Below are 19187 nucleotides of genomic sequence, written 5' to 3' on the forward strand. Positions count from 1 at the left end.
CAATCTAACCCGCGCTGGCGTGATTCTCTCGTTGCAGCTTCGACCAGAGGGCCGCCAGTTTGTTGATCGTCTGGCGGATCTGATCTTTGGTGTGGTGGGCGTTGACGAACAGACGCAGGCGAGCGGCCGATTCTTCCACGGCCGGGTAGGTCAGCGGTCGGGCGTTGACGCCGTCGGCCAGTAGTTTCTGAGCGAGGATCATCGTCATCATCGAATCGCCGACGATGACCGGCACGATCGGAGACTTATCGCTGCCGCCGATGTTCAGGCCGGCTTTCTTCGCCAGGTCGCGAACCAGGTCGGCGTTCTGCTGCAGCTTGGTGACCCAGCCGGGGTTTTGCTCCAGCTCGCGCAGGCTGGCCAGGGCCGCGGCGGTTGCCGGTGGGGAAAGACCGGCACTGTAGACGAAGCCGGAGGCGGTGTGCTTCAGGTAATCGACCAGTTCGTGGCTACCGGCGACGAAACCGCCCGACGAACCAAACGCTTTGCTGAGCGTGCCGATCCAGATGTCGACCTGGTTGGGGTCGGTGCCGAAGTGTTCGCATACGCCGCGGCCGGTTTTGCCGAGCGTGCCCAGTGAGTGGGCTTCGTTGACCATCAGCCATGTCTTGTGGCGATTGCGAATTTCGATCAGCTGCGGAAGTGGGCAGACGTCCCCTTCCATGCCGTAGATCCCTTCGGCGACGATCAGCACGCGGCGATAGTCTTTGCGGATGTCGTGCAGGATCTCGTCGAGTTCACGCCAATCGTTGTGCGGGTAAGGACGACGCCTAGCACCGCTCAGGTTGGCCCCGGTGATGATGCTGCTGTGGGCCATCGAGTCGTGCAGGATCAGGTCGCCGGTTCGCAGCAAATGGCCGATCGTCGTTTCGTTGGCCGCGTGCCCGCCGGACATGAGCATCGAACTGGGAACACCGATGAATCTGGCCAGTTCGCTTTCCAGGTCGCGATGCAAAGCCCGTTCGCCAGAGATCAACCGGCTGCCGCTGGTCGATACGCCGAGGGTCTCGATGGCTTGGATCGCGGCCTTCTTCACTTCGGGATGCTCGGCCAGGCCCAGGTAGTTGTAGCCAGCGAAGTTAATCACTTCCTTGCCATCGACGATCGCCGTGGCCGACGTGGGGCTGTCGAGGACTTGGAAGTAAGGGTTGGGAAGACCGAGGTCTCCCAGTTGTTCCGAGATTTGCCGCACCTGGCGATACTCCGGCAATGCCGAGAAGCCGAACATCTCTTGCGGGATTTCACTCGGCGGGGCCGGATGCATGTCATCGGTGGCCAGGTAGATCTCGATGCAATCGGCGACCTGGGCGACGGTTCGCATCGACGGCAGAACGTCGTCGGGAAAGCGGGCTCCGTAGTGATCTTCGATCGACGCGATGATTTCCATGCGTTCGAGCGAATCGAGATCGAGTTCCAGGATGTCGGTTTCGGGTTCGATCTGGCGGCCACGATCCTTGGCGATCTCGCGGATCTTGTCGATCACCATCTGCATGGTGCGCTGGCGGACCAGCGGATCGGAAACGGCCAGCCCTTCGGCATCGGCCCGGGCAGCTTCCAGTTGAGCACGCCTCAGCTTGACGCGTTGGATTTCTTCGGAAACCTGAACCTCGTCCCAGGCCACCCAGCGCTCCAGCACCGGTAGCGTGTGCGTGAGAAAGTGCTCGCGACATGCGTGGCGCTGAATTTTGCCGCTGGAGGTTTTGGGGATCGAACCGCGACGAATCAGGGCTACCCCGTCGACCGAGACTTCGTGCTCGATCGCCACTTCACGGCGAATGGCCGCGATGATGTCGGTCAGGTCCTTGCGCTTCGCCCGAGGCGCTTCGGCCACGACGATCAGGCGTTCCTTGTCGGCAACTTCGGCCATCACCGCGGCGGCCGTCATCCCTTCCAGCAGATCGTGGCACTGGGTGACGGTTTGTTCGATGTCCTGCGGATAGCGATTCACGCCGCGGACGATGATCATGTCTTTCAAACGGCCGGTGATGAACAACTCGCCGTTGGTCTGCATGAAACCGAGGTCGCCCGTTCGCAGGAAAGGGCCTTCGTTGGTGTCGCTGGTGTAGGCATTGAAGATCGCTTCGGTCGCTTCTTCGTTTCGCCAGTAACCCTTGGCGATACTGGGGCCTTGAACCCAGACCTCGCCTACTTCGTCCGCTTGTCGCTTGGCGAACGTGTCGGGATCGACGATCAAAATCCGCTGGTCAGGCAGCGTGTTACCGCAGCCGACGATCAATCGCGCGCCGTCGTCGTCCGGGTCGGCGTCCATCACCTGGTGTTGATCGAGTGCGTAGCCATCGACCGCTTGAATTACCGGTGGGCTCTTCTTCATGCCGCCTGAGATGATGAGCGTCGCTTCGGCCATACCGTAACAGGGGTAGAACGCCTCGCGCCGGAAGCCGCACGGTTCGAATGTCTTCGCGAAGCGATCAAGCGTTTCCGGTTTGACCGGCTCAGCCCCGTTGAAGGCCAACTCCCAACTGCTCAGGTCGAGCTTCTCGCGCTGTTCCGGCGTGATCTTCTGCACGCACAGTTCATAGGCGAAGTTTGGCCCGCCGCTGATGTTGCACTGGTACTTCGAGATTGCCCGCAGCCAGCGATACGGCTGCTGCAGGAAGGCCATTGGCGACATCAGCACGTTCGGCTGGCCGATCTGCATGGGCTGCAGCACACCACCGATCAGGCCCATGTCGTGGTACATGGGCAACCAGAAACAGGCCCGGACGCTGCGGGTATGCTCGAACGCATACGAGATGAGCGCCGAGTTGTGCATCATATTGCCGTGGTTCAGCATCACCCCCTTGGGCGTGCCGGTCGAGCCAGAGGTGTACTGCAGGAATGCAAGCGTTTCGGCCGTGATGCCGGGCTGGTTCCATTGGGCGGCCAGCTTGTCTTCGACCTTGTCGGTGCTGATCCACTCGATCGTTTTCAGCTTGGGGGTTTCCTCGAACATCGGGACCATGCGGTCGTAGACTTCCGAGATGGTTAGCGCGACCTTGGCCTGGGCATCTTCGGCGATGGCCTGGATACGCACCATGTTGCGGTTGCGGCGCGGCGGATAGGCGGGAACGGCGACCACGCCGGCGTACAAGCAGCCAAAGAACGCCGCGATGAAGTCGAGCCCCGGTGGGAACAGCAGCAACGCTCGTTCCCCTTCCATGCCGCGTGCCTGGAGTTCGGCGGCGATCGCCTGGCACCGTTTATCAAGCTGCTCGTAAGTGAGCTTGATCTCTTCGTCTTCTCCGTCGACCAGGAACGTGAAAGCTACCTGCGATCCGAGATGTTCGGCCCGGTGGCGCAAACGATCGACGATGCTGGTGGAAGGAGGAGTAAACGAGTTGAGCATCTCTGGAGTCACGAGCTTTTCAGTCTCCGCTGGGACAAATCGCAAAGGGGCACGGTGGTTCGAGGGTGCCGATGTCTTCGGCGGTCATGGTCTTCGGCGGTCACGCTTCCGACGGCAACGGGTACAAACGCGCCGGGTAGTGAGGAGTAGGACGAGAATAGGTATCAAACTGGTGCATAGGGCCGTATCGCCGATTTCCGCTATTCACTCGGGGCCGTCCATCAGGCCCACGTACGACCGCTGCATTTGGTGATGCGGCCCTCATATTCGCCGATCAGACCGCCCACGACGTCCCAGCAATCGGGGCGACGAACTTCGATGTCCCCTTGGCGATTGATGCGAACGATGGAAGTCTCGGTAATATGGGACTTCTTTAAATCTTCGGCGGTCAATTCGTCATCGGTTAAGGCATCCATCAATTCTTTGCCTGTCATTTCGATGAACTGCATGGCTTGCAAACTTTCGACTATGAACGAGCTTAAGACATTTTCGGCCCGGCAGAGGGCAATCGTCCATGATAACGTAAACCGATCGTTGGGGGAGTATCACGTCTGGAGAATTGCAACCGAAAAACCGGCCCTATGGGGGAGGTGAAACGGCCGTTTTCTTAGTTTTTTCGCGGGACATGCACCGAGGGCAACCGTAATTCATGTGAAGATCTTATTGAGATCAGACGCGAAACAAGTCATCCTGGTTGCCAGGGTAAGCGATCGCGATACCTTACACCCATGCCACCCACCTTTGGCAACAATCTTTCCCGGGAGTCCCGCCTGTGTCGCTTCGTTCATTTCAATCCGCCGCCAATACGTTTCTCTCGGACCGCCGTCAGTTCGTGCTGGGGGCTGGCTCGATGGCTCTGCTTCCCTGGTTGGGGCAATGCGTTCAAGGGGCGATGAAAACCAGTGCGTCGTTCGCCAAAAATCCCTTCACGCTCGGCGTTGCTTCCGGCGATCCGCAGCCTGATGGCTTCGTGCTGTGGACGCGTCTGGCGCCGGAACCCCTGGGCGGGGGCGGCATGCCCAGTGATACCTTTGAGGTGACCTGGGAGCTGTCCGAAGACGAAACCTTCAACAAGATCACCCAAGTCGGCAAGGCCTTCGCGACCCCGCAGCTGGGACATAGCGTGCACGTCGAAGTGCAAGGATTGCCGGCCGATCGATGGTACTACTACCGCTTTCAATGTGGTGACGCGATCAGCCCGGTGGGCCGTGCCCGGACAACGCCCGGCTATGATGTGATGGCCGACCAACTGCGATTTGCGTTCGCTTCGTGTCAGCACTACGAACACGGCCTGTTCACCGCCTACGAACACATGGCCCAGGAAGACCTTGACCTGGTGGTGCACCTGGGGGATTACATCTACGAGTATCCCGCCAACAGCAAAGCCATTCGTCAGCACATTGGTCAGGAGATTCAGTCCCTCAACGATTACCGCAATCGATACGCGCTTTATCGAACCGATGAACACCTGCAAGCGGCTCACGCCTTGTGCCCTTGGCTGTTGGTGTGGGACGACCACGAGTTCGACAACAACTGTGCCGGCGATATTTCGGAAGAGCATGACGTCAGTCCGGAAGACTTCCTGCTGCGTCGCGCAACGGCGTACCAGGTGTATTACGAAATGATGCCGCTGCGCAGCCGCAGCATGCCGCGTGGCCCCCACATGCAGCTATATCGCCGGATCCCTTATGGCCGCCTGGCGAACTTCGAGATGCTCGATACGCGGCAGTACCGCACTGAGCAGCCCAACGGCGACGGCCTCAAGCCGATGAACGACGCCGCCCGGGACCACAAGAACACGCTTTTGGGCGACAAGCAAGAGCACTGGCTGATGCGCGACCTGATCGCTTCGCAGAGCAATTGGAATGTGCTGGGACAGCAAGTGATGATGGCCCCGGCCGATCGCCTGGAAGGTGAGAAAAAGGCCTACAGCATGGATCAGTGGCCTGGGTATACGCACTCGCGTGATCGCTTGCTAGGCTTCATGCGGGATCGCAAGGTTCCTAACCCGGTGGTTTTGACCGGCGACATTCATAACAATTGGGTCAACGACCTGAAGGTGAACTTCGAGGACGACAAGGACCCGACCATGGGAACCGAGTTCGTCTGCACGTCGATCTCCTCAGGCGGCAACGGTCAAAAGGCCGAAGATCGGGCCAAGGTTCTCACCAGCGAGAATCCCTTCGTCAAGTTCTTCAATGCCGAACGCGGCTACGTCAGCTGCACGGTTACGCCGCAGGAGTGGCGGAGCGATTACCAGGTCGTCGAGTTCATCGATAAGCCTGGGGCACCGAAGATCACGCGTGCCTCGTATGTGATCGAATCAGGCGTGCCTGGTGCGAAACCTGCTGGCAGTTAGATAATAACAAGGGCGGCCCAGAGATAACTCTCCGGGCCACCCAAGATAATCCCCCCTTCCCCGTGATTGATCGAGAACAACGCTTATCCATGCGTACTATTCTGCTTCTCTGCGTGGCCCTGTTGGCCGGTATGACCGTTTCGACGCTGCTAGGTGCCGAGCCGGAGGAGGACGCGGTGAACGTGATGTCCTTCAACATTCGTTACGGCACTGCCAACGATGGCGAGAATCACTGGGACCGGCGCAAGGAGTTCGTGGCTGAGACCATTCAAGAGGTGAATCCCGATCTGCTGGGCACGCAGGAATGTCTCGGTTTTCAGCGCGACTTCCTGGCCAAGCAGTTGCCTGGGTACCAGGTGCACGCCGCGGCCCGGGAAGATGGCAAGGAGCAGGGAGAGATGTGTGCAATCTTCTTTCGTACCGATCGCTTCGAGAAACTCGACGCCGGTCACTTCTGGCTGAGCGAAACGCCGGACGTGCCAGGCAGCAAGAGCTGGGACAGCAGCCTGCCGCGGATGGCCAGTTGGGTGAAGCTGAAGGACAAGAAGGCCGTGGATGCCAAGCCAATCGTGTACATCAATACGCACTTCGATCACCGCGGCCCCGAGGCCCGCTATCAGTCGGCCAAGATGATTCGCGAGAAGATCGCGCAGTTGGGCGACGTCGACGTCATCCTGACCGGCGACTTCAACGCCGGTGAAGGATCAAAACCCTACGTGGCGATGTTCGCGGAAGAGTCCCCTGTCGTCGATACGTATCGCACCGTTCACCCCGAAAAGAAAGCCGGCGAAGGAACGTTCTCGAATTTCGACGTCAAGAACACCGGCGGAGCACGCATCGACTGGATCGGCGCCGGCCGCGGCTGGAACATCGTCGAGGCGAAGATCCTGCCGATCCACCGCGACGGCAGCACCCCCTCGGATCACTTGCCAATCACGGCGAAGCTGGCGCGGTAAGATCGTCCAGCGGATGGGAACGATGGTTCGCGTGAGTTATGTCTCGGGGGTTGTTTTCAAGGCCTTCAGCTCCGATTCAAGTTCGGCAATTCTCGACTGAAGCTGCTTGACGACCGGAGCGATCTGCTGCTGCGTAAAACGCTTGTGGATGTGCTGCGGGCAATTCACATCCCACGCTTCGACGTCAAACAGAATGACTCGTTCGACTTTGCCTGGGTAGCTTGGATCGCTGAGCTTGGCTTCGAGTACGCTATCCCCTTCTACCACGCGAGCGGTTCCCCATAGCTTGATACGGCGACTTCGTGCGTAATCCATCAGAAAAATAAACGCCTTGGGATTCTCTGAGAGGTTACCCAGACTGATGAACTGGCGATTGCCTCCGAAGTCGGCAAATCCCAAAGTCTTTTTGTCCATGACTTTTAAAAAGCCAGGCGTACCTCCTCGGTATTGAATGTACGGCTGGCCTTCGGAGTTGGCGGTACCCAAATAAAACATGTCCTGTTGCCCCAGGAACGCTTCCAGCTCAGGGGTCACACTCGTTTCCCAACCGTTCCGCTCTTCCATCCTTGCGTAGGAAGCACGAGAGCCCTTCTCGGATTGGATTGCTTTGACGGCTGGCGTGAAGGCGACGTCACTTGGGTATAGGTTCATGTCGTAATTCCTTGAATGGAATGCCTGCTCTAAATCGTCATGCGACGTTTGGAATCCCCGCGTCCTCTTGCGGACGCGGTCCGGGGGCCGGCCAGTGGAACGTGCGCTGGTGTTCTTCAATGGCCACATCGTTGATGCTGGCTTCACGGCGACGCATGAGCCCCTCTTCGTCGAATTCCCAGAGTTCGTTTCCGTAGGCACGAAACCACTGTCCGTCGGCGTTGTGGTATTCGTACTGGAATCGGACAGCGATTCGGTCTTCAGTGAAGCTCCACAGCGACTTGGTGAGTCGATAGTCGAGCTCCTTTTCCCACTTGCCGGTCAAGAACTCTTGGATTTGTTGACGGCCGCGAATGAACTGGTCTCGGTTTCGCCACTGCGAGTCTTCTGAGTAAGCCAGGGAAACACGATGCGGATCACGGCTGTTCCAGGCATCTTCCGCGGCTCGAACTTTGGCGGTGGCCGTTTCCCAGGTGAACGGAGGTCGAATGGCAGACATGTTGATCTTTCCTTGGAAAGCGTAGGTAGTGGTAGAAAAGCCACTTGCTGGAAAGCGCCCCAGCAAGCGTGGTCACGACAAGGCGTTTAGTTACCGGCAACGTGTTTGCCGAGGAATTCCCGGATCAGACTGGCAATCTGTGCTCCGTCCTCTTCCAGTGCGAAGTGCCCGGTATCGAGAAGATGGAACTCCAGAGTTTCGAGGTCGCGCTTGTAGGGATGCGCCCCAGCGGCGGGGAAAATCGCATCGTTCTTTCCCCAAACGATCAGCGTCGGCGGCTGGTGGTCGCGAAGGTACTGTTGCCACTTGGGATACAGCGGTGGATTACTGCCATAGCTGTAGAACAGTGCCAGTTGGATCTCCTGATTCCCCTGGCGGTCTAGCAGTGGCTGCACATGTCCCCAGGTGTCGGGGCTGATCGTTTCGACATTGCGAACGCCATAGGTGTATTGCCACTTGGTTGCTTCCAGGGTTAAAAGCGAGCGAAGACCGTCCGCTTGCTCTTTCGTTCGATCCTGCCAATAGGCTTTGATGGGCTTCCAGAAATCGTTGTCGATTCCCTCGTCGTAAGCGTTGCCGTTTTGAACGATCAACGCGTCAACGCGCTGCGGGTGTTTCGTTGCCAGGCGAAAACCGACGGGGGCACCATAGTCCATCAAGTAGAGCGTGTACTTCTCCAGACCGACCTTCTCGGTGAACTTTTCAACCACGTTAGCCAGGTTGTCAAACGTGTAGTTGAACTCGTCGACCGCAGGCATCGAGCTGTAACCAAAGCCTGGATAGTCGGGAGCCACCACGTGATACTTATCCGCGAGCGCGGGAATCAGTTCGCGAAACATGTGCGAGGAGGTTGGGAAACCATGCAGCAGCAGCACCGTTGGTGCATCCTTCGGCCCCGCCTCGCGGTAGAAGATGTCGAGACCGTCTACTTTAACGGTGCGATAGCGAACTTGCTGGTGCGGCTGGGCGACTGCCAACGATACAATGGAAAAAAGAGTGGCAAAAGCCAGCAAGGTAGCGGTTGTCTTGAATTTGATCATCGCTTCGGTTCCTGAATTGGAAGTGTTGAGAAAAATGGAATTCTGGGTACTGGGCTCAAATTGTCGAGAGTCGCTTGGCAGCTTCATCCGCGCTCCACACGTCACTGGCCAAAAAGCGAAAGTTGGTCATGGCGGCTTCGTAGCCGTCGTAGCCTGGGATCTGGGCAGCCGCAGTGGCATCTCCGACGACGGCCACTTCGAAGCCCTGTTCTAAGAGTTCTCGCAGATGCGATTCGACGCACAGGTTGGCCGACATGCCCGCAAGCACGACCTGGTCGATCCCTCGTTTGCGAAGCTGTAAGACGAGGTCATTGGTTTCCGGACCATAGACTTTGTGCGGACTGGTTACGATCGTCTCGCCGTCGTTGATCAGTGGTTTGTATTGCTCGAGCCAGTCGGCGCCGGATCCCTCGAAATTCGTGAGGTCGAGCGAACCGGGCCGGTCGAACATGCGGATGTCGTGCATCAAACGCTCGAGCGCGCCCTCAAAGTGCCATCGATGATCTTGCGGATAGTAATAGTGCGGGCTGATGAAAAGCGGCACATCGTTTTCCTTCGCCGAAGAGAACAACCGACCGATGTTTTCCACCGTATTGTTTGCGGTGACGTTCTTGCCGACGACCGACCAGGCAACACCCTGCGGGCTAAGGAAATCGTTTTGAGGATCGGTGACCACCACGGCGACTTGCCCCTTTCGTGGTTCCAGGCCTGGGCGAGGGATGGCAGCATCCGGCTTGCGCGACGAGCCGTAAACGATTTCGGATCGAATGGGAGCGGAATCAGGCATTTCAGTTCTCCTTAAAAAGACAGACAGGTCTGTACAAAATGCAGTAAAAAAATATAGGGTTTACTTCTTCTTCGATTTCGCAGAAATCAGGGTGATCGCGGCATCCTTGGCGACGTCTGCCGACTTCGATGACTGCTGGATCACGGCGGTTACGATCGCGCCTTCCACCAGCAGATAAATCGCAGGGGTCACCGACTGGGCGACCTTGGGATCGACCGTTTCGGCGATGATTTCGTGGATCAGTTCCCGAAACTTGACTTTGTGGGCCGTTGAGAACTGGGAAGCTGGGTGACCGGCGTCCGCCAGTTCCACCGAGGCATTGATAAACGAGCAACCACGAAAGCCTGGGCTTTTAAACCAGTCTTTCAGCGCCGCGAAGAAAGCATCCAAACGGCTCAGGCCCTTGCTCACATAGCGATCAATCGACTTGGCGAGTGAGTTGCCGAATTGCTCTTCTCGATATTGCAACACGGCGAGAATTAACTCGTCCTTGGAGGAAAAGTGGTTGTAGAGCGTCATCTTGGCGACACCGGCCTCGGCGATGATACGATCAATGCCTACGCTGTGGATGCCTTCGGCGTAAAACAACCGCTCCGCGGTTTCGACCAATCGTTGGCGAGCATCGGATTTTTTGGTTCGTGTCTTACTCATGCCTGAAATATACAGACCAGTCTGTTTCATTGCAATAGGTAGAATCGAATTTTTTTTGAGTTTCCGGAAATCCCCATGCGGCTTGGCCAAGGTCGATGCGGCGCCCGTCTGCCGATGGCTGTTCGCTGGACTGACGGTTCTCTTCAGCATGACCGGCAGGCGAATGTGCGTGTCGAGAAGTAAACGGTTCTAAGAGTCTTGCTCGGCCAACTTCTGGCGGAACAGTTCACACATCGCCAGGATTTCGTCGACGGTGAAGTTCTCGGCTCGGGCAGTTGGGTCTAAGCTCCCCTGCTCCATCACCTGGTCGACTTCCGCTTTCTCCAGCTTTCCCTTGAACGAGCTTTGCAGCACGCTGCGGAGGAACTTGCGGCGGTGGAAGAAGAGCGAGCGGTTGAACTCGTGGAAGAACTCGAGGTCGGAAATTGCGGCCCGGCGCTCAGGCTGCACTTCGATATGCAAAATGGCGGAATGCACCTTGGGGGCCGGCCAGAAGACGCTCGGTGGCAGGATGCGGACCAGTTCGCAGCGGCATTGGGCCTGAATCCAAACGGAAAGCGCGCTGTAGTCTTTGGTGCCCGGCGAAGCGATGATCCGTTCGGCGAGTTCCTTCTGGATGGTCACCGTCATGCTCTTGGGGGTGATCTCGGTTCGCAGGAGGTTCGAGATGATCGGCGTCGCCACGTTGTACGGCAAGTTGGCGGCCAGCTTGAAATGATCGGTGCCGATCTCGGCCATCTTTTCCTTGATGGTCTCGATCATCTCGGGGCGGAAGTTGTTCTTGTTACGCAGCGCGTCGTAGTTCAGCAGCGTGACGTTCTCGAACTCGTCGAGTTCCTCGGTGGCGAACGTTGCCATGTGAGGATCGATTTCCACCGTCACCAGGTAGCCTGCCTGGTCGGCCATGCGCGTCGAAAGAGTGCCGGTGCCGGTCCCGATTTCCAGGATGACGTCATCTTTCTGAATGTCAGCCGAACGGACCAGCAGATCCAACAGGTTCATATCGATCAGGAAATTTTGCCCGTGCTTCGAGACAGGGCGGATTCCGATTTCGCGGAATTTGCTCGTGAGATACGAGATGGTTTGATTGCGAAATTCAGGCATTAGCGAAATCGGTTTCTGTTGGATTCGTGTCGAATGGGCGTGTTGGAGTTGGAAAGGAACTACTTCGTTTCGAGTTGTCGCTGGACGTATTTAGCCAGCAGGTCGGTCTCGATGTTGACGGTGTCTCCCTGCTTTCGCCCGCCCAGGGTGGTGGCGTCGAGCGTATGTGGAATCAACGCCACGCTAAACCGCGTATCGGTCACGTCGACCAGCGTCAGGCTGATGCCGTCGATCGCCACGCTGCCCTTGCTGGCCATTTGCCGGGCATACTCTGGGGAGACTTCAAACCACATCGTACACCACTGGCCGTCGTCGTTGCGCTCGACGAGCGTGGCCGTCGTATCGATGTGCCCGGTGACCAAATGCCCGCCGAGCCGATCACCCAATTGAAGGGATCGTTCCAGGTTCACGACGCTGCCCTTTTCAAGTTGGCCAAGGTTGGTTCTCTTTAACGTCTCTTCGCCTGCTTCAAAATCGGCAACATTTTCGTCAATGCTGACCACGGTCAAACAGCACCCGTTGACCGCGATGCTATCCCCGATCACGGCGCTACTGGCGATCAGTGGGCTCTCTAATGACAGTCGAACCCCCGGTCCCTCGGGCTTAAGGGCGACGACTTTTCCTTGCGTTTCAACCAGGCCAGTAAACATGGTGATCCTTGGGCAGTCCGAATTGGGGTTTCACATGCGTGGGAATGACTACTCACGAATTTAACGGTAGGGAAATTTCCCCACAACGACCCGTCCCATCCTTGGCAAGTAGCAGTAAGATGGATCAAAATAGCGGCGAATTTTGAAAAACCGCTTGAATCCCCAAGGCGATTCGAGCTTTGCCGTATTCCGGCTATGCAGCGCGGAATTCGGAAATACGCACTCACTATTTTTCAACTTTGTAGAAGACGAGCCAAAACCATGAGCATGATTGTCGACGTTCGCGGACTTCAGATCCTGGACAGCCGCGGTAACCCCACGGTGGAAGTCGAAGTGATTTTGGACAGTGGCGTGGTGGGTCGCGCTGCCGTTCCTAGCGGTGCCTCGACCGGCGTGCATGAAGCGCTGGAGCTTCGCGACGGTGACAAGAGCGTTTACCTGGGCAAAGGCGTCACTAAGGCGGTCGAGAACGTCAACGACGTGATCGCCGACGCGTTGATCGGTGAAGACGCGACCAGCCAGACGCACATCGACGAACTGATGATCGAACTGGACGGCACCCCTAACAAGGCCAAGCTGGGCGCTAACGCGATCCTGGGTGTTTCGCTGGCCGTTGCCAAGGCCGCCGCGGCCGCTTCCGGCCTGCCGCTGTACCGTTACCTGGGTGGCGTCGGTGCTCGCACGCTGCCGGCTCCGATGATGAACATCGTCAACGGTGGTTCGCACGCGGATAACAACGTCGACGTTCAAGAGTTCATGGTCTTCCCATTGGGTTTCGACAAGTTCGGCGACGCGCTTCGCTGCGGCGTGGAAGTGTTCCACAGCTTGAAGAAGGTGCTCAAGGGTAAGGGGCTCAACACGGCCGTCGGTGACGAAGGTGGTTTCGCTCCAAACCTGGGCAGCAACATTGAAGCCCTCGACCTGATCATGGAATCGATCGAAGGTGCTGGTTACAAGGCCGGCGAGCAGGTTTACATCGCTTTGGACGTCGCTTCCAGCGAGTTGTATAACAAAGACAAGAAGACCTACACCATCGACGGCAAGGAAATCGATTCCGCCGGCATGGTCGACTTCCTGGCCGCTTGGGCCGACAAGTACCCGATCGTTTCGATCGAAGACGGCTGCGACGAAGACGACTGGGAAGGCTGGAAGATGCTGACCGACAAGATCGGCGACAAGGTCCAGCTGGTCGGTGACGACTTGTTCGTCACCAACACCGAGCGTCTGCAGCGCGGTATCGACGAAGACATCGCCAACAGCATTCTGATCAAGGTCAACCAGATTGGTTCGCTGACCGAAACGATCAACGCCATCCAACTGGCCCATGCCAACGATTACACCAGCATCGCCAGCCACCGCAGCGGTGAAACCGAAGACTCGTTCATCTCGGACCTAGCCGTTGCTCTTGGTACCGGTCAGATCAAGACGGGCTCGGCTTCGCGTAGCGATCGTATGGCCAAGTACAACCAACTGCTGCGAATCGAAGCCGAACTGGGCGACCTGGCCCTGTACGGCGGCCCTGCCCTGTTGAAGCGTCGCGGCAAGTAAGGCCTTCCGGGGACTTACTCCAATCGTTCCTTTGGTGACGATTGACAAGCCTTGGTAAGGGGCCCATTCGTGGCCCCTTGCTTTTTCTTTCGCCCAAAATGCCAGGGTGGGTTAGACTATGGGCATGAGCGAGCTTCCTACCCCACAGCAAGAGCCGATTACCGATTCCCCTTGGTTTTGGCTGTATCTGTTCGCTACGGTGGCCTTGATCCTGCTAGTCGTCTTCCAAGGGAAGCTCGATATCCGGCAGGCCGACATCGAACGGCAACATCAAGCCCGACAGCTTGCCAATCAGCCCGACGAAATTACCGGCGACGCGCCGGTGGCCGTATCGAGCCCTGGCAATACGTTGATCGGATGGAACTACCTGGTCGGCGTGTTGGCCGTATTGGTCGCCGTGGGCTGGATTCGGCTGTGGTATGTACGGTTTCGCCATTGGGGCAAAGAGGCACCCGAGACTTCATCCTCACGGTGATTAGCGTATGTGGATCTTCGAACAATCATTGCCGATCATCATCATGGCCGTCATCGGCGGGGCGATTCTCGCCGGCACGATGCTGCAAACCGGAAAACAGCTCTTTCTGTACCTGCTAATCGGTTGGATCGCCATTTGTGCCCTGTTGTTGGCGCTGGAGTATTCGATCGTGACCGACGGCGAGCGAATTGAAGCGGTCATCTATCGCATCGCTGAAGCCCTGGAGGCCAACGACGCCGAAGGGGTCAAATCCTATATCTCCAGCGACGCCCCCCAGCTCAAAGCCGAGGCCGAACGGCAGATGGCCTACGTGCAGATCGAGAGCGTCAAGCTGAAGCGAAACCTTGAAGTCACCATTAATCCCGGCAGCACGCCCATCATCGGGGTGGCCAAGTTGAATGTGAAAATGATGGGGCATCTCAAGAACAACCAAGAGTGGAACGGCGATTTCGCCACGTTCATGGTTTTGACCTTCCAGCAAGATCCCGACGGCGAGTGGCGCGTGATCGGCTACCAGTTCTTCGATCCACGCGGAGAGCAAGCCGGTGAGATCACTCCGCCAATTTCTGCCGTGATCCTTCCGGGATTTTGAAGAATTTTGCGCCGAATACCAATTACGGTGATTCACGTAGCCGCAGAAAAGGTAAAATTCGATTTGCAATTCGGGGGCTGATTTCCTCGCTAAGCGGTATTTGAATCAAAGATCGCTCAAACCCAAGCCCCAGCCCGGCCATATGACCTGAGTCGCTTTATCAGCGGCACGCTGCCCTTGGTCATGTGGCTGGGCCTTTTTTTTGCGCTGACCGAAGAGGAGAGGGATTCAGCACTGATTGGAGTTAGTCATCCGACCGTTCCAATCCCCAGGGTGGTCCAGAGAGTCATCTCTTCCTTCCTTAGGGCACGAGTATCTAGCCTGTGTTGTCCGCGGTTTCCATCGACGGTCACTATTCTGAATTGAGGGACTTTGGCAATTCTTCCTCTGCCAAATTGTCATTTCGACAAATCTAGTTGCCAAATCATTGGAAATTTGTACACTACTTGGCAGGCAGGGAAATGAACAGATTTACACTAAAATCAATGGAATGAACCATTTAGGACAAAATCGCGTCGTTTGGTCATCGTTTGGCACGGGCTGTGCGAAAGCCTAGAGACGCCAAAACAACCACCTAAGGATTTCCCCTTTTTTGCAACGGAGTGTAAGCCAATGTTAGTTCTGACTCGCAAGCAGCAGCAGCAAATTCAAATCGGCGAAGGCGTCACCATCACCATCCTGAAGGTGAAAGGAAACACGGTTCGCATCGGGATCGAAGCACCCAACGACGTCAAAATCGTGCGGGCCGAGCTTGAGCCGGAAGAAGAAGCTACTCCGGCTGAGGAATCTGAGCCTCAGTCAACGCTGTCGCGCATCGATCAAGTCGAGTCCGCAACGGCTGGTAGCCACAGCAAGGAAGATTACCGGGTCCTCTCGTTTCGCGTGAAGCAAGAGACGACCGATAGCAAGCGTAACGAGTCCCCCCGGGCCGCGAGCATGCGAGACTTCCTGGCTGCCCGAGCCGCTAACTCGGTAGGTTAGTCGCAGGAAACGACTCCCCTGATAACGCTTAGTTGGGCGACGGGGGAGTCGTATAGATGCTGGGCCGCAGTGGATTGGTTTGCTGAGGAGCAAACCGCTGGACTGGGGCCAAGTGACTTGCCGGCATCACAGGATCGTGCATCGTCGGTTCGATCGCCGGCTGTTGAAGCGAGCTGTAGTATTCCTGCTTTAACTGCTCGACGTGTTCTCGCAAGATACGTCGCACCTCGATCACGCTTTGTGGATTGCGATGGACCGTATTGTGATCCGCAGTGACGATCTTCTCCGATACCGCCTCGTCTAGGTGGGCACTCTCGTACTTCACAATCCCATCGCTACGCCCCGAGAAGTATCCCAGCCAGGTGTCCTGATCGACCACTCCAATCACCGTATGGTACTTGACCCACGGTGCTTTCGGGGCGTCCAGAATCTCAGGCAGCACGGGCGAATCCGGTGCCAGCGAGTCGACGCTGGTACTGATTTCCAACAGTTCTCGATTGCGGAAGAAGCCTGGGTTCTCGGCGATCAACCGGTTGCTGCTGCCGGTAACGAAGCTAGGCAGAGCAATCAAGTTCTTGCCCAGCCAGCGTGTGGTCGAGTTGGCGAAGTCGCTTCCGCGATGCGGCGTGCCCATGGTGATCACGCGGCGAACGGACGTGTTGGGTTCAAAGAACAGGACGTTCTTCAAAGCCTCGGTGTCTTCTGGACTGCCTTTGAGTTGGCTTGGTGGTTGATCGGAAACCAGGTTCCAGAAGTCGTTCTGACTTTCGATGGTCTGCATGCGTGAGACGAGACCGCCCATGCTGTGACCGACGAGCACCATCTGATCGAGTGCTATCGCCGTGTGCTGCGGATCGAGATCTGCGCGCATGGCGTCCAGGTCGGCTCGGAACTGCGCGGCCGAGATCCAGAATGGCTGCCCTGTCGGGTAGAGATAGAACCAGAATTGGTAGTCTTTTCGGATCTCAGGCTGAGCCCGCAGGTCGTTGAACATTTCCAGCCAGGTCATGGGGCTGGACCACAAACCATGCACCATCATCACCGGGATCTTCTTGGGATCGTACGGTTCGAGCATGTAGATGCCGCGTTGTTCGGTCTGTTCGCCGGGGCTCAACAAGCCTAGCGTCGCCATGTAGGTTGGCGCGAGGGAACTCGAATCGAGCAGGTAGGCCAGCGGCGTGCTGATGTCGGCTTCGAATGGAATCGTCCGGCCATGAATCTCGATCTCGGGCTTTTCCAGCGGATCGTACAAGTGGATCTTGCAGTAGTGGATCTTCTTGTTGGTTTCCGGATCGATCTGCGGCGTGTGTTCGACCTGCAAAAACGCGGTAAGCGCGAACGTTAGATTCGGCGGAAAGTAATCGGCACCCGGTGCCTGCGGCGGATTGTCCTTGCATTCGGCAATCAGCGGCACGCCTAAACCATACTGGCGATGCTGGTTCTTGAGCCCTTCCACCTGGTAGTCGGAGGTGAACTTGAAGTCTTGAAACTGGGTATCTTTCCAGCGACCGACCGTGTCGAGCGAAACGTGGAAGACGTGATTGGGCGTCTTGATTCGGTAGGTTTCCCCTTGCTTCAAGCGACCTTGCGCTTTGACCAGCCGCAGCGATCCTTCGAGCGACTTGTTGTAGATGTCGCAGGCCTGGCGGAAGCGCGGATCGTAGCCATTGGCCGAGACTCCTTCTTTGCATTCAAAGAGAAAGTAATAGGCATGCGACACGCTGCCGGCGTACAGTTCCAAGGCCGTCGCGTCCTTGCCCATTGCATCGGCTCGCGCGGCGGCGATGTACGAAAGTTCGGCGAACGTATAAAGGTTATCCCCAGTCGGTTCCTTTTCGATGATCGCGGCCAGTTCGGCCAGCCCCTTTTCGTAGCTGCCGTCGGCATACTTTTCGAGGCCCAGTACTCGCAACGATTGCCGGGTACGGTCGGTGACCTTAGGGCCAGTGTGCGACATCAACTGCAGCGGGCCTTCCAGCGGATTGTTGGGAGACTTGCGAACGCTGGCCCACTTTTGCGTGGCACAGCCTGAGGTGATCGAGACTGCTAAGAGTAGAAGAATGATTCCTTTGGATTCCCAGCGCGAACCTCGCCTGACGGTAGCGGGCATGAACCAGTGTTGGAGATGGATCATGGGACGCGTTCTCGACTCGAGTATATGGGAACTCCGCGGTTACGATTGCCTGGTGTTTTGTCAAATCGTGGGGTGCCAGGGATTTGACCGTTCGAGACACCAGAGCCAGGTCCTACGCTGGACATGGCAAGAGGCCGGAAGACAATACAAAGATCGAGAAAAGTACGTCAATGTGAGATCGGCAAGAATTTCATTGCCCCAGTCGAGGAACTTTACGATCAGCGATCGCGACGATCTTCCCCCGTTTGATCCCCGCTGGAGCGAGTGGCCCTGTCCTGGCGACCAGGCCATTCGTGAGGCCCTGCTCCGCGCGCATGAAGACGGTAGTTGGGGCCGCTATCACGGGCCAAACGTCGAGCAGTTAGAAGCAGAACTGGCCGCGTTTCACGAGGTGCCAGCAGCGCTGTCGTGTGCCTCGGGGACGATCGCCGTGCAGATTGCCTTGCGCAGTTTGAACCTGCCGGACGGCTCGGAGGTGATCCTGGCGGCGTATGACTTTCCGGGTAACTTCCGCGCGATTCAAGATAGCGGGCTGTTTCCCGTGCTGGTCGATATCAACCCACGCACCTGGTGTCTGGACGTCGAGACGATTGAAGCGGCGATCACCGAGAAAACATCCGCCGTGATCGTATCGCACCTGCATGGAGGCATCGCCGATATGCCAGCGATTCGCGAAATGGCCGATCGACGCGGGATTGCGATCGTCGAAGATGCCTGTCAGGCCCCGGGTGCCCGATTACACGGTAAGCGTTTGGGGACGTTCGGAGATGTAGGGGTACTCAGTTTTGGTGGCAGCAAACTGCTGACGGCCGGGCGAGGTGGTGCGATCCTGACCGAGCGGGCCGACGTGCTGCAGCGGGCCAAGATCTTCTGCGAACGGGGCAACCACGCGTTTCCGCTGAGTGAACTACAGGCAGCGGTAATACGGCCTCAACTCAAGCGTCTTGACCAATGGAATCAACGAAGATGGTCAAGTGTGCAGCGTCTCAGGGAACTGCTAGCATCTTGGGAGGGCTACCTCAGTCCGATTCAGTTGCGGGCAGACAGCGAGCCGGCATTCTACAAGCATGCATGGCTTGCCAAGAGTGAGCAGGTAGCCACACGACTAGTGGGACGATCGGAAAAGCTGGGATTACCGGTTGGCTCAGGTTTTCGTGGTTTCACGAAACGTCCCAGTAGCCAAGCCCGAAAGGTGGGAACTCTTAATGATGCCGAAAATGCTGCATCCCGAACGGTGCTTCTTCACCATCCAATTCTGATGCATGAGTTGGCAGCCATGGACTGGATGGCCCGATGGTTCTCGTGGGAATTAGCTGCAATGGTTGGCAGTCGGCCAGACAGCGAAAGCATCTGACTCCCAACGCCGCGAACCAACGATGTGGTTGTTGAAACAGGCGGCGTTGGGGCATGTGCA

17 protein-coding genes are annotated in these 19187 nt (G+C 57.3%); 7 read left to right on the forward strand and 10 right to left on the reverse strand.

Translation table 11 applies throughout. The features are described from left to right. Positions 1 to 4: 4 nt before the first annotated feature. Positions 5 to 3358: an aminotransferase class I/II-fold pyridoxal phosphate-dependent enzyme gene (locus Pan97_RS09590; RefSeq protein ID WP_196782338.1), complete on the reverse strand. Its 3354-nt coding sequence runs from the start codon at positions 3356 to 3358 to the stop codon at positions 5 to 7. Positions 3359 to 3567: 209 nt separating this feature from the next. Further along, positions 3568 to 3795: a hypothetical protein gene (locus Pan97_RS09595; protein ID WP_105357830.1), complete on the reverse strand. Its 228-nt coding sequence runs from the start codon at positions 3793 to 3795 to the stop codon at positions 3568 to 3570. Positions 3796 to 4118: 323 nt separating this feature from the next. On the opposite strand from Pan97_RS09595, the gene Pan97_RS09600 reads away from it, so the two are divergent. Together Pan97_RS09600 and Pan97_RS09605 are read left to right on the forward strand one after the other, a co-directional pair. Next, positions 4119 to 5705, forward strand: a complete 1587-nt coding sequence (locus Pan97_RS09600) for an alkaline phosphatase D family protein (RefSeq protein ID WP_241676380.1) — start codon at positions 4119 to 4121, stop codon at positions 5703 to 5705. Between the two features lie 89 nt (positions 5706 to 5794). After that, on the forward strand, positions 5795 to 6661 hold the full coding sequence (locus tag Pan97_RS09605) for an endonuclease/exonuclease/phosphatase family protein (RefSeq protein ID WP_174819544.1): 867 nt from the start codon (positions 5795 to 5797) through the stop codon (positions 6659 to 6661). A gap of 36 nt (positions 6662 to 6697) precedes the next feature. Here the strand turns inward: Pan97_RS09605 and Pan97_RS09610 are convergent, their stop codons facing one another. The 7 genes from Pan97_RS09610 to Pan97_RS09640 form a co-directional block, all read right to left on the reverse strand. Beyond that, a complete protein-coding gene (locus Pan97_RS09610; protein ID WP_144971973.1) occupies positions 6698 to 7312 on the reverse strand; it encodes a pyridoxamine 5'-phosphate oxidase family protein in 615 nt (204 codons plus the stop codon). A gap of 37 nt (positions 7313 to 7349) precedes the next feature. Continuing rightward, complete coding sequence (locus Pan97_RS09615) at positions 7350 to 7811, reverse strand: nuclear transport factor 2 family protein (RefSeq protein WP_144971975.1); 462 nt, start codon at positions 7809 to 7811, stop codon at positions 7350 to 7352. Between the two features lie 86 nt (positions 7812 to 7897). Continuing rightward, positions 7898 to 8851: an alpha/beta fold hydrolase gene (locus Pan97_RS09620; protein WP_144971977.1), complete on the reverse strand. Its 954-nt coding sequence runs from the start codon at positions 8849 to 8851 to the stop codon at positions 7898 to 7900. Between the two features lie 55 nt (positions 8852 to 8906). Continuing rightward, positions 8907 to 9638, reverse strand: coding sequence for a cysteine hydrolase (locus tag Pan97_RS09625; RefSeq protein ID WP_144971979.1), 732 nt, complete (start codon positions 9636 to 9638; stop codon positions 8907 to 8909). Between the two features lie 60 nt (positions 9639 to 9698). Then, the gene (locus tag Pan97_RS09630) at positions 9699 to 10289 is read right to left on the reverse strand and encodes a TetR/AcrR family transcriptional regulator (RefSeq protein ID WP_144971981.1); all 591 of its coding nucleotides are present in this window, start codon (positions 10287 to 10289) and stop codon (positions 9699 to 9701) included. Positions 10290 to 10478: 189 nt separating this feature from the next. Further along, on the reverse strand, positions 10479 to 11393 hold the full coding sequence (rsmA, locus tag Pan97_RS09635; RefSeq protein WP_144971983.1) for a 16S rRNA (adenine(1518)-N(6)/adenine(1519)-N(6))-dimethyltransferase RsmA: 915 nt from the start codon (positions 11391 to 11393) through the stop codon (positions 10479 to 10481). Positions 11394 to 11452: 59 nt separating this feature from the next. Continuing rightward, positions 11453 to 12043 (reverse strand): riboflavin synthase, encoded by a 591-nt coding sequence (locus Pan97_RS09640; protein ID WP_144971985.1) that lies wholly within the window; start codon positions 12041 to 12043, stop codon positions 11453 to 11455. Positions 12044 to 12304: 261 nt separating this feature from the next. On the opposite strand from Pan97_RS09640, the gene eno reads away from it, so the two are divergent. The 4 genes from eno to Pan97_RS09660 all read left to right on the forward strand — a co-directional run bounded on the left by eno (position 12305) and on the right by Pan97_RS09660 (position 15639). After that, a complete protein-coding gene (eno, locus tag Pan97_RS09645; protein ID WP_144971987.1) occupies positions 12305 to 13591 on the forward strand; it encodes a phosphopyruvate hydratase in 1287 nt (428 codons plus the stop codon). Positions 13592 to 13715: 124 nt separating this feature from the next. Continuing rightward, entirely contained in the window at positions 13716 to 14066 is a 351-nt protein-coding gene (locus tag Pan97_RS09650; RefSeq protein WP_144971989.1) for a hypothetical protein, read from the forward strand. A gap of 7 nt (positions 14067 to 14073) precedes the next feature. Further along, positions 14074 to 14658: a hypothetical protein gene (locus Pan97_RS09655; RefSeq protein WP_144971991.1), complete on the forward strand. Its 585-nt coding sequence runs from the start codon at positions 14074 to 14076 to the stop codon at positions 14656 to 14658. A gap of 612 nt (positions 14659 to 15270) precedes the next feature. Further along, positions 15271 to 15639 carry a carbon storage regulator gene (locus Pan97_RS09660; protein ID WP_144971994.1) on the forward strand — a complete coding sequence of 123 codons (369 nt, stop codon included), beginning with the start codon at positions 15271 to 15273 and terminating at the stop codon, positions 15637 to 15639. A 28-nt stretch (positions 15640 to 15667) separates the two neighbouring features. Here Pan97_RS09660 and Pan97_RS09665 read toward each other — a convergent pair whose 3' ends face one another. Continuing rightward, a complete protein-coding gene (locus tag Pan97_RS09665; RefSeq protein ID WP_144971997.1) occupies positions 15668 to 17773 on the reverse strand; it encodes an esterase/lipase family protein in 2106 nt (701 codons plus the stop codon). 193 nt (positions 17774 to 17966) lie between these two features. Here Pan97_RS09665 and Pan97_RS09670 point away from each other — a divergent pair, with 193 nt between their 5' ends. Next, entirely contained in the window at positions 17967 to 19127 is a 1161-nt protein-coding gene (locus Pan97_RS09670; RefSeq protein ID WP_165698680.1) for a DegT/DnrJ/EryC1/StrS family aminotransferase, read from the forward strand. The last annotated feature ends 60 nt before the right edge of the window (positions 19128 to 19187 follow it).

This window comes from Bremerella volcania (assembly GCF_007748115.1).
In the GTDB taxonomy this organism is placed as follows: domain Bacteria; phylum Planctomycetota; class Planctomycetia; order Pirellulales; family Pirellulaceae; genus Bremerella; species Bremerella volcania.

Excerpts from the sequence above, each read along its gene's own strand:
- Pan97_RS09595 (WP_105357830.1), bottom strand. The coding sequence starts at position 3,795 with ATGCAGTTCATCGAAATGACAGGCAAAGAATTGATGGATGCCTTAACC.
- Pan97_RS09605 (WP_174819544.1), top strand. The coding sequence starts at position 5,795 with ATGCGTACTATTCTGCTTCTCTGCGTGGCCCTGTTGGCCGGTATGACC.
- Pan97_RS09610 (WP_144971973.1), bottom strand. The coding sequence starts at position 7,312 with ATGAACCTATACCCAAGTGACGTCGCCTTCACGCCAGCCGTCAAAGCA.
- Pan97_RS09615 (WP_144971975.1), bottom strand. The coding sequence starts at position 7,811 with ATGTCTGCCATTCGACCTCCGTTCACCTGGGAAACGGCCACCGCCAAA.
- Pan97_RS09620 (WP_144971977.1), bottom strand. The coding sequence starts at position 8,851 with ATGATCAAATTCAAGACAACCGCTACCTTGCTGGCTTTTGCCACTCTT.
- Pan97_RS09625 (WP_144971979.1), bottom strand. The coding sequence starts at position 9,638 with ATGCCTGATTCCGCTCCCATTCGATCCGAAATCGTTTACGGCTCGTCG.
- Pan97_RS09630 (WP_144971981.1), bottom strand. The coding sequence starts at position 10,289 with ATGAGTAAGACACGAACCAAAAAATCCGATGCTCGCCAACGATTGGTC.
- rsmA (WP_144971983.1), bottom strand. The coding sequence starts at position 11,393 with ATGCCTGAATTTCGCAATCAAACCATCTCGTATCTCACGAGCAAATTC.
- Pan97_RS09640 (WP_144971985.1), bottom strand. The coding sequence starts at position 12,043 with ATGTTTACTGGCCTGGTTGAAACGCAAGGAAAAGTCGTCGCCCTTAAG.
- eno (WP_144971987.1), top strand. The coding sequence starts at position 12,305 with ATGAGCATGATTGTCGACGTTCGCGGACTTCAGATCCTGGACAGCCGC.
- Pan97_RS09650 (WP_144971989.1), top strand. The coding sequence starts at position 13,716 with ATGAGCGAGCTTCCTACCCCACAGCAAGAGCCGATTACCGATTCCCCT.
- Pan97_RS09655 (WP_144971991.1), top strand. The coding sequence starts at position 14,074 with ATGTGGATCTTCGAACAATCATTGCCGATCATCATCATGGCCGTCATC.
- Pan97_RS09660 (WP_144971994.1), top strand. The coding sequence starts at position 15,271 with ATGTTAGTTCTGACTCGCAAGCAGCAGCAGCAAATTCAAATCGGCGAA.
- Pan97_RS09665 (WP_144971997.1), bottom strand. The coding sequence starts at position 17,773 with ATGATCCATCTCCAACACTGGTTCATGCCCGCTACCGTCAGGCGAGGT.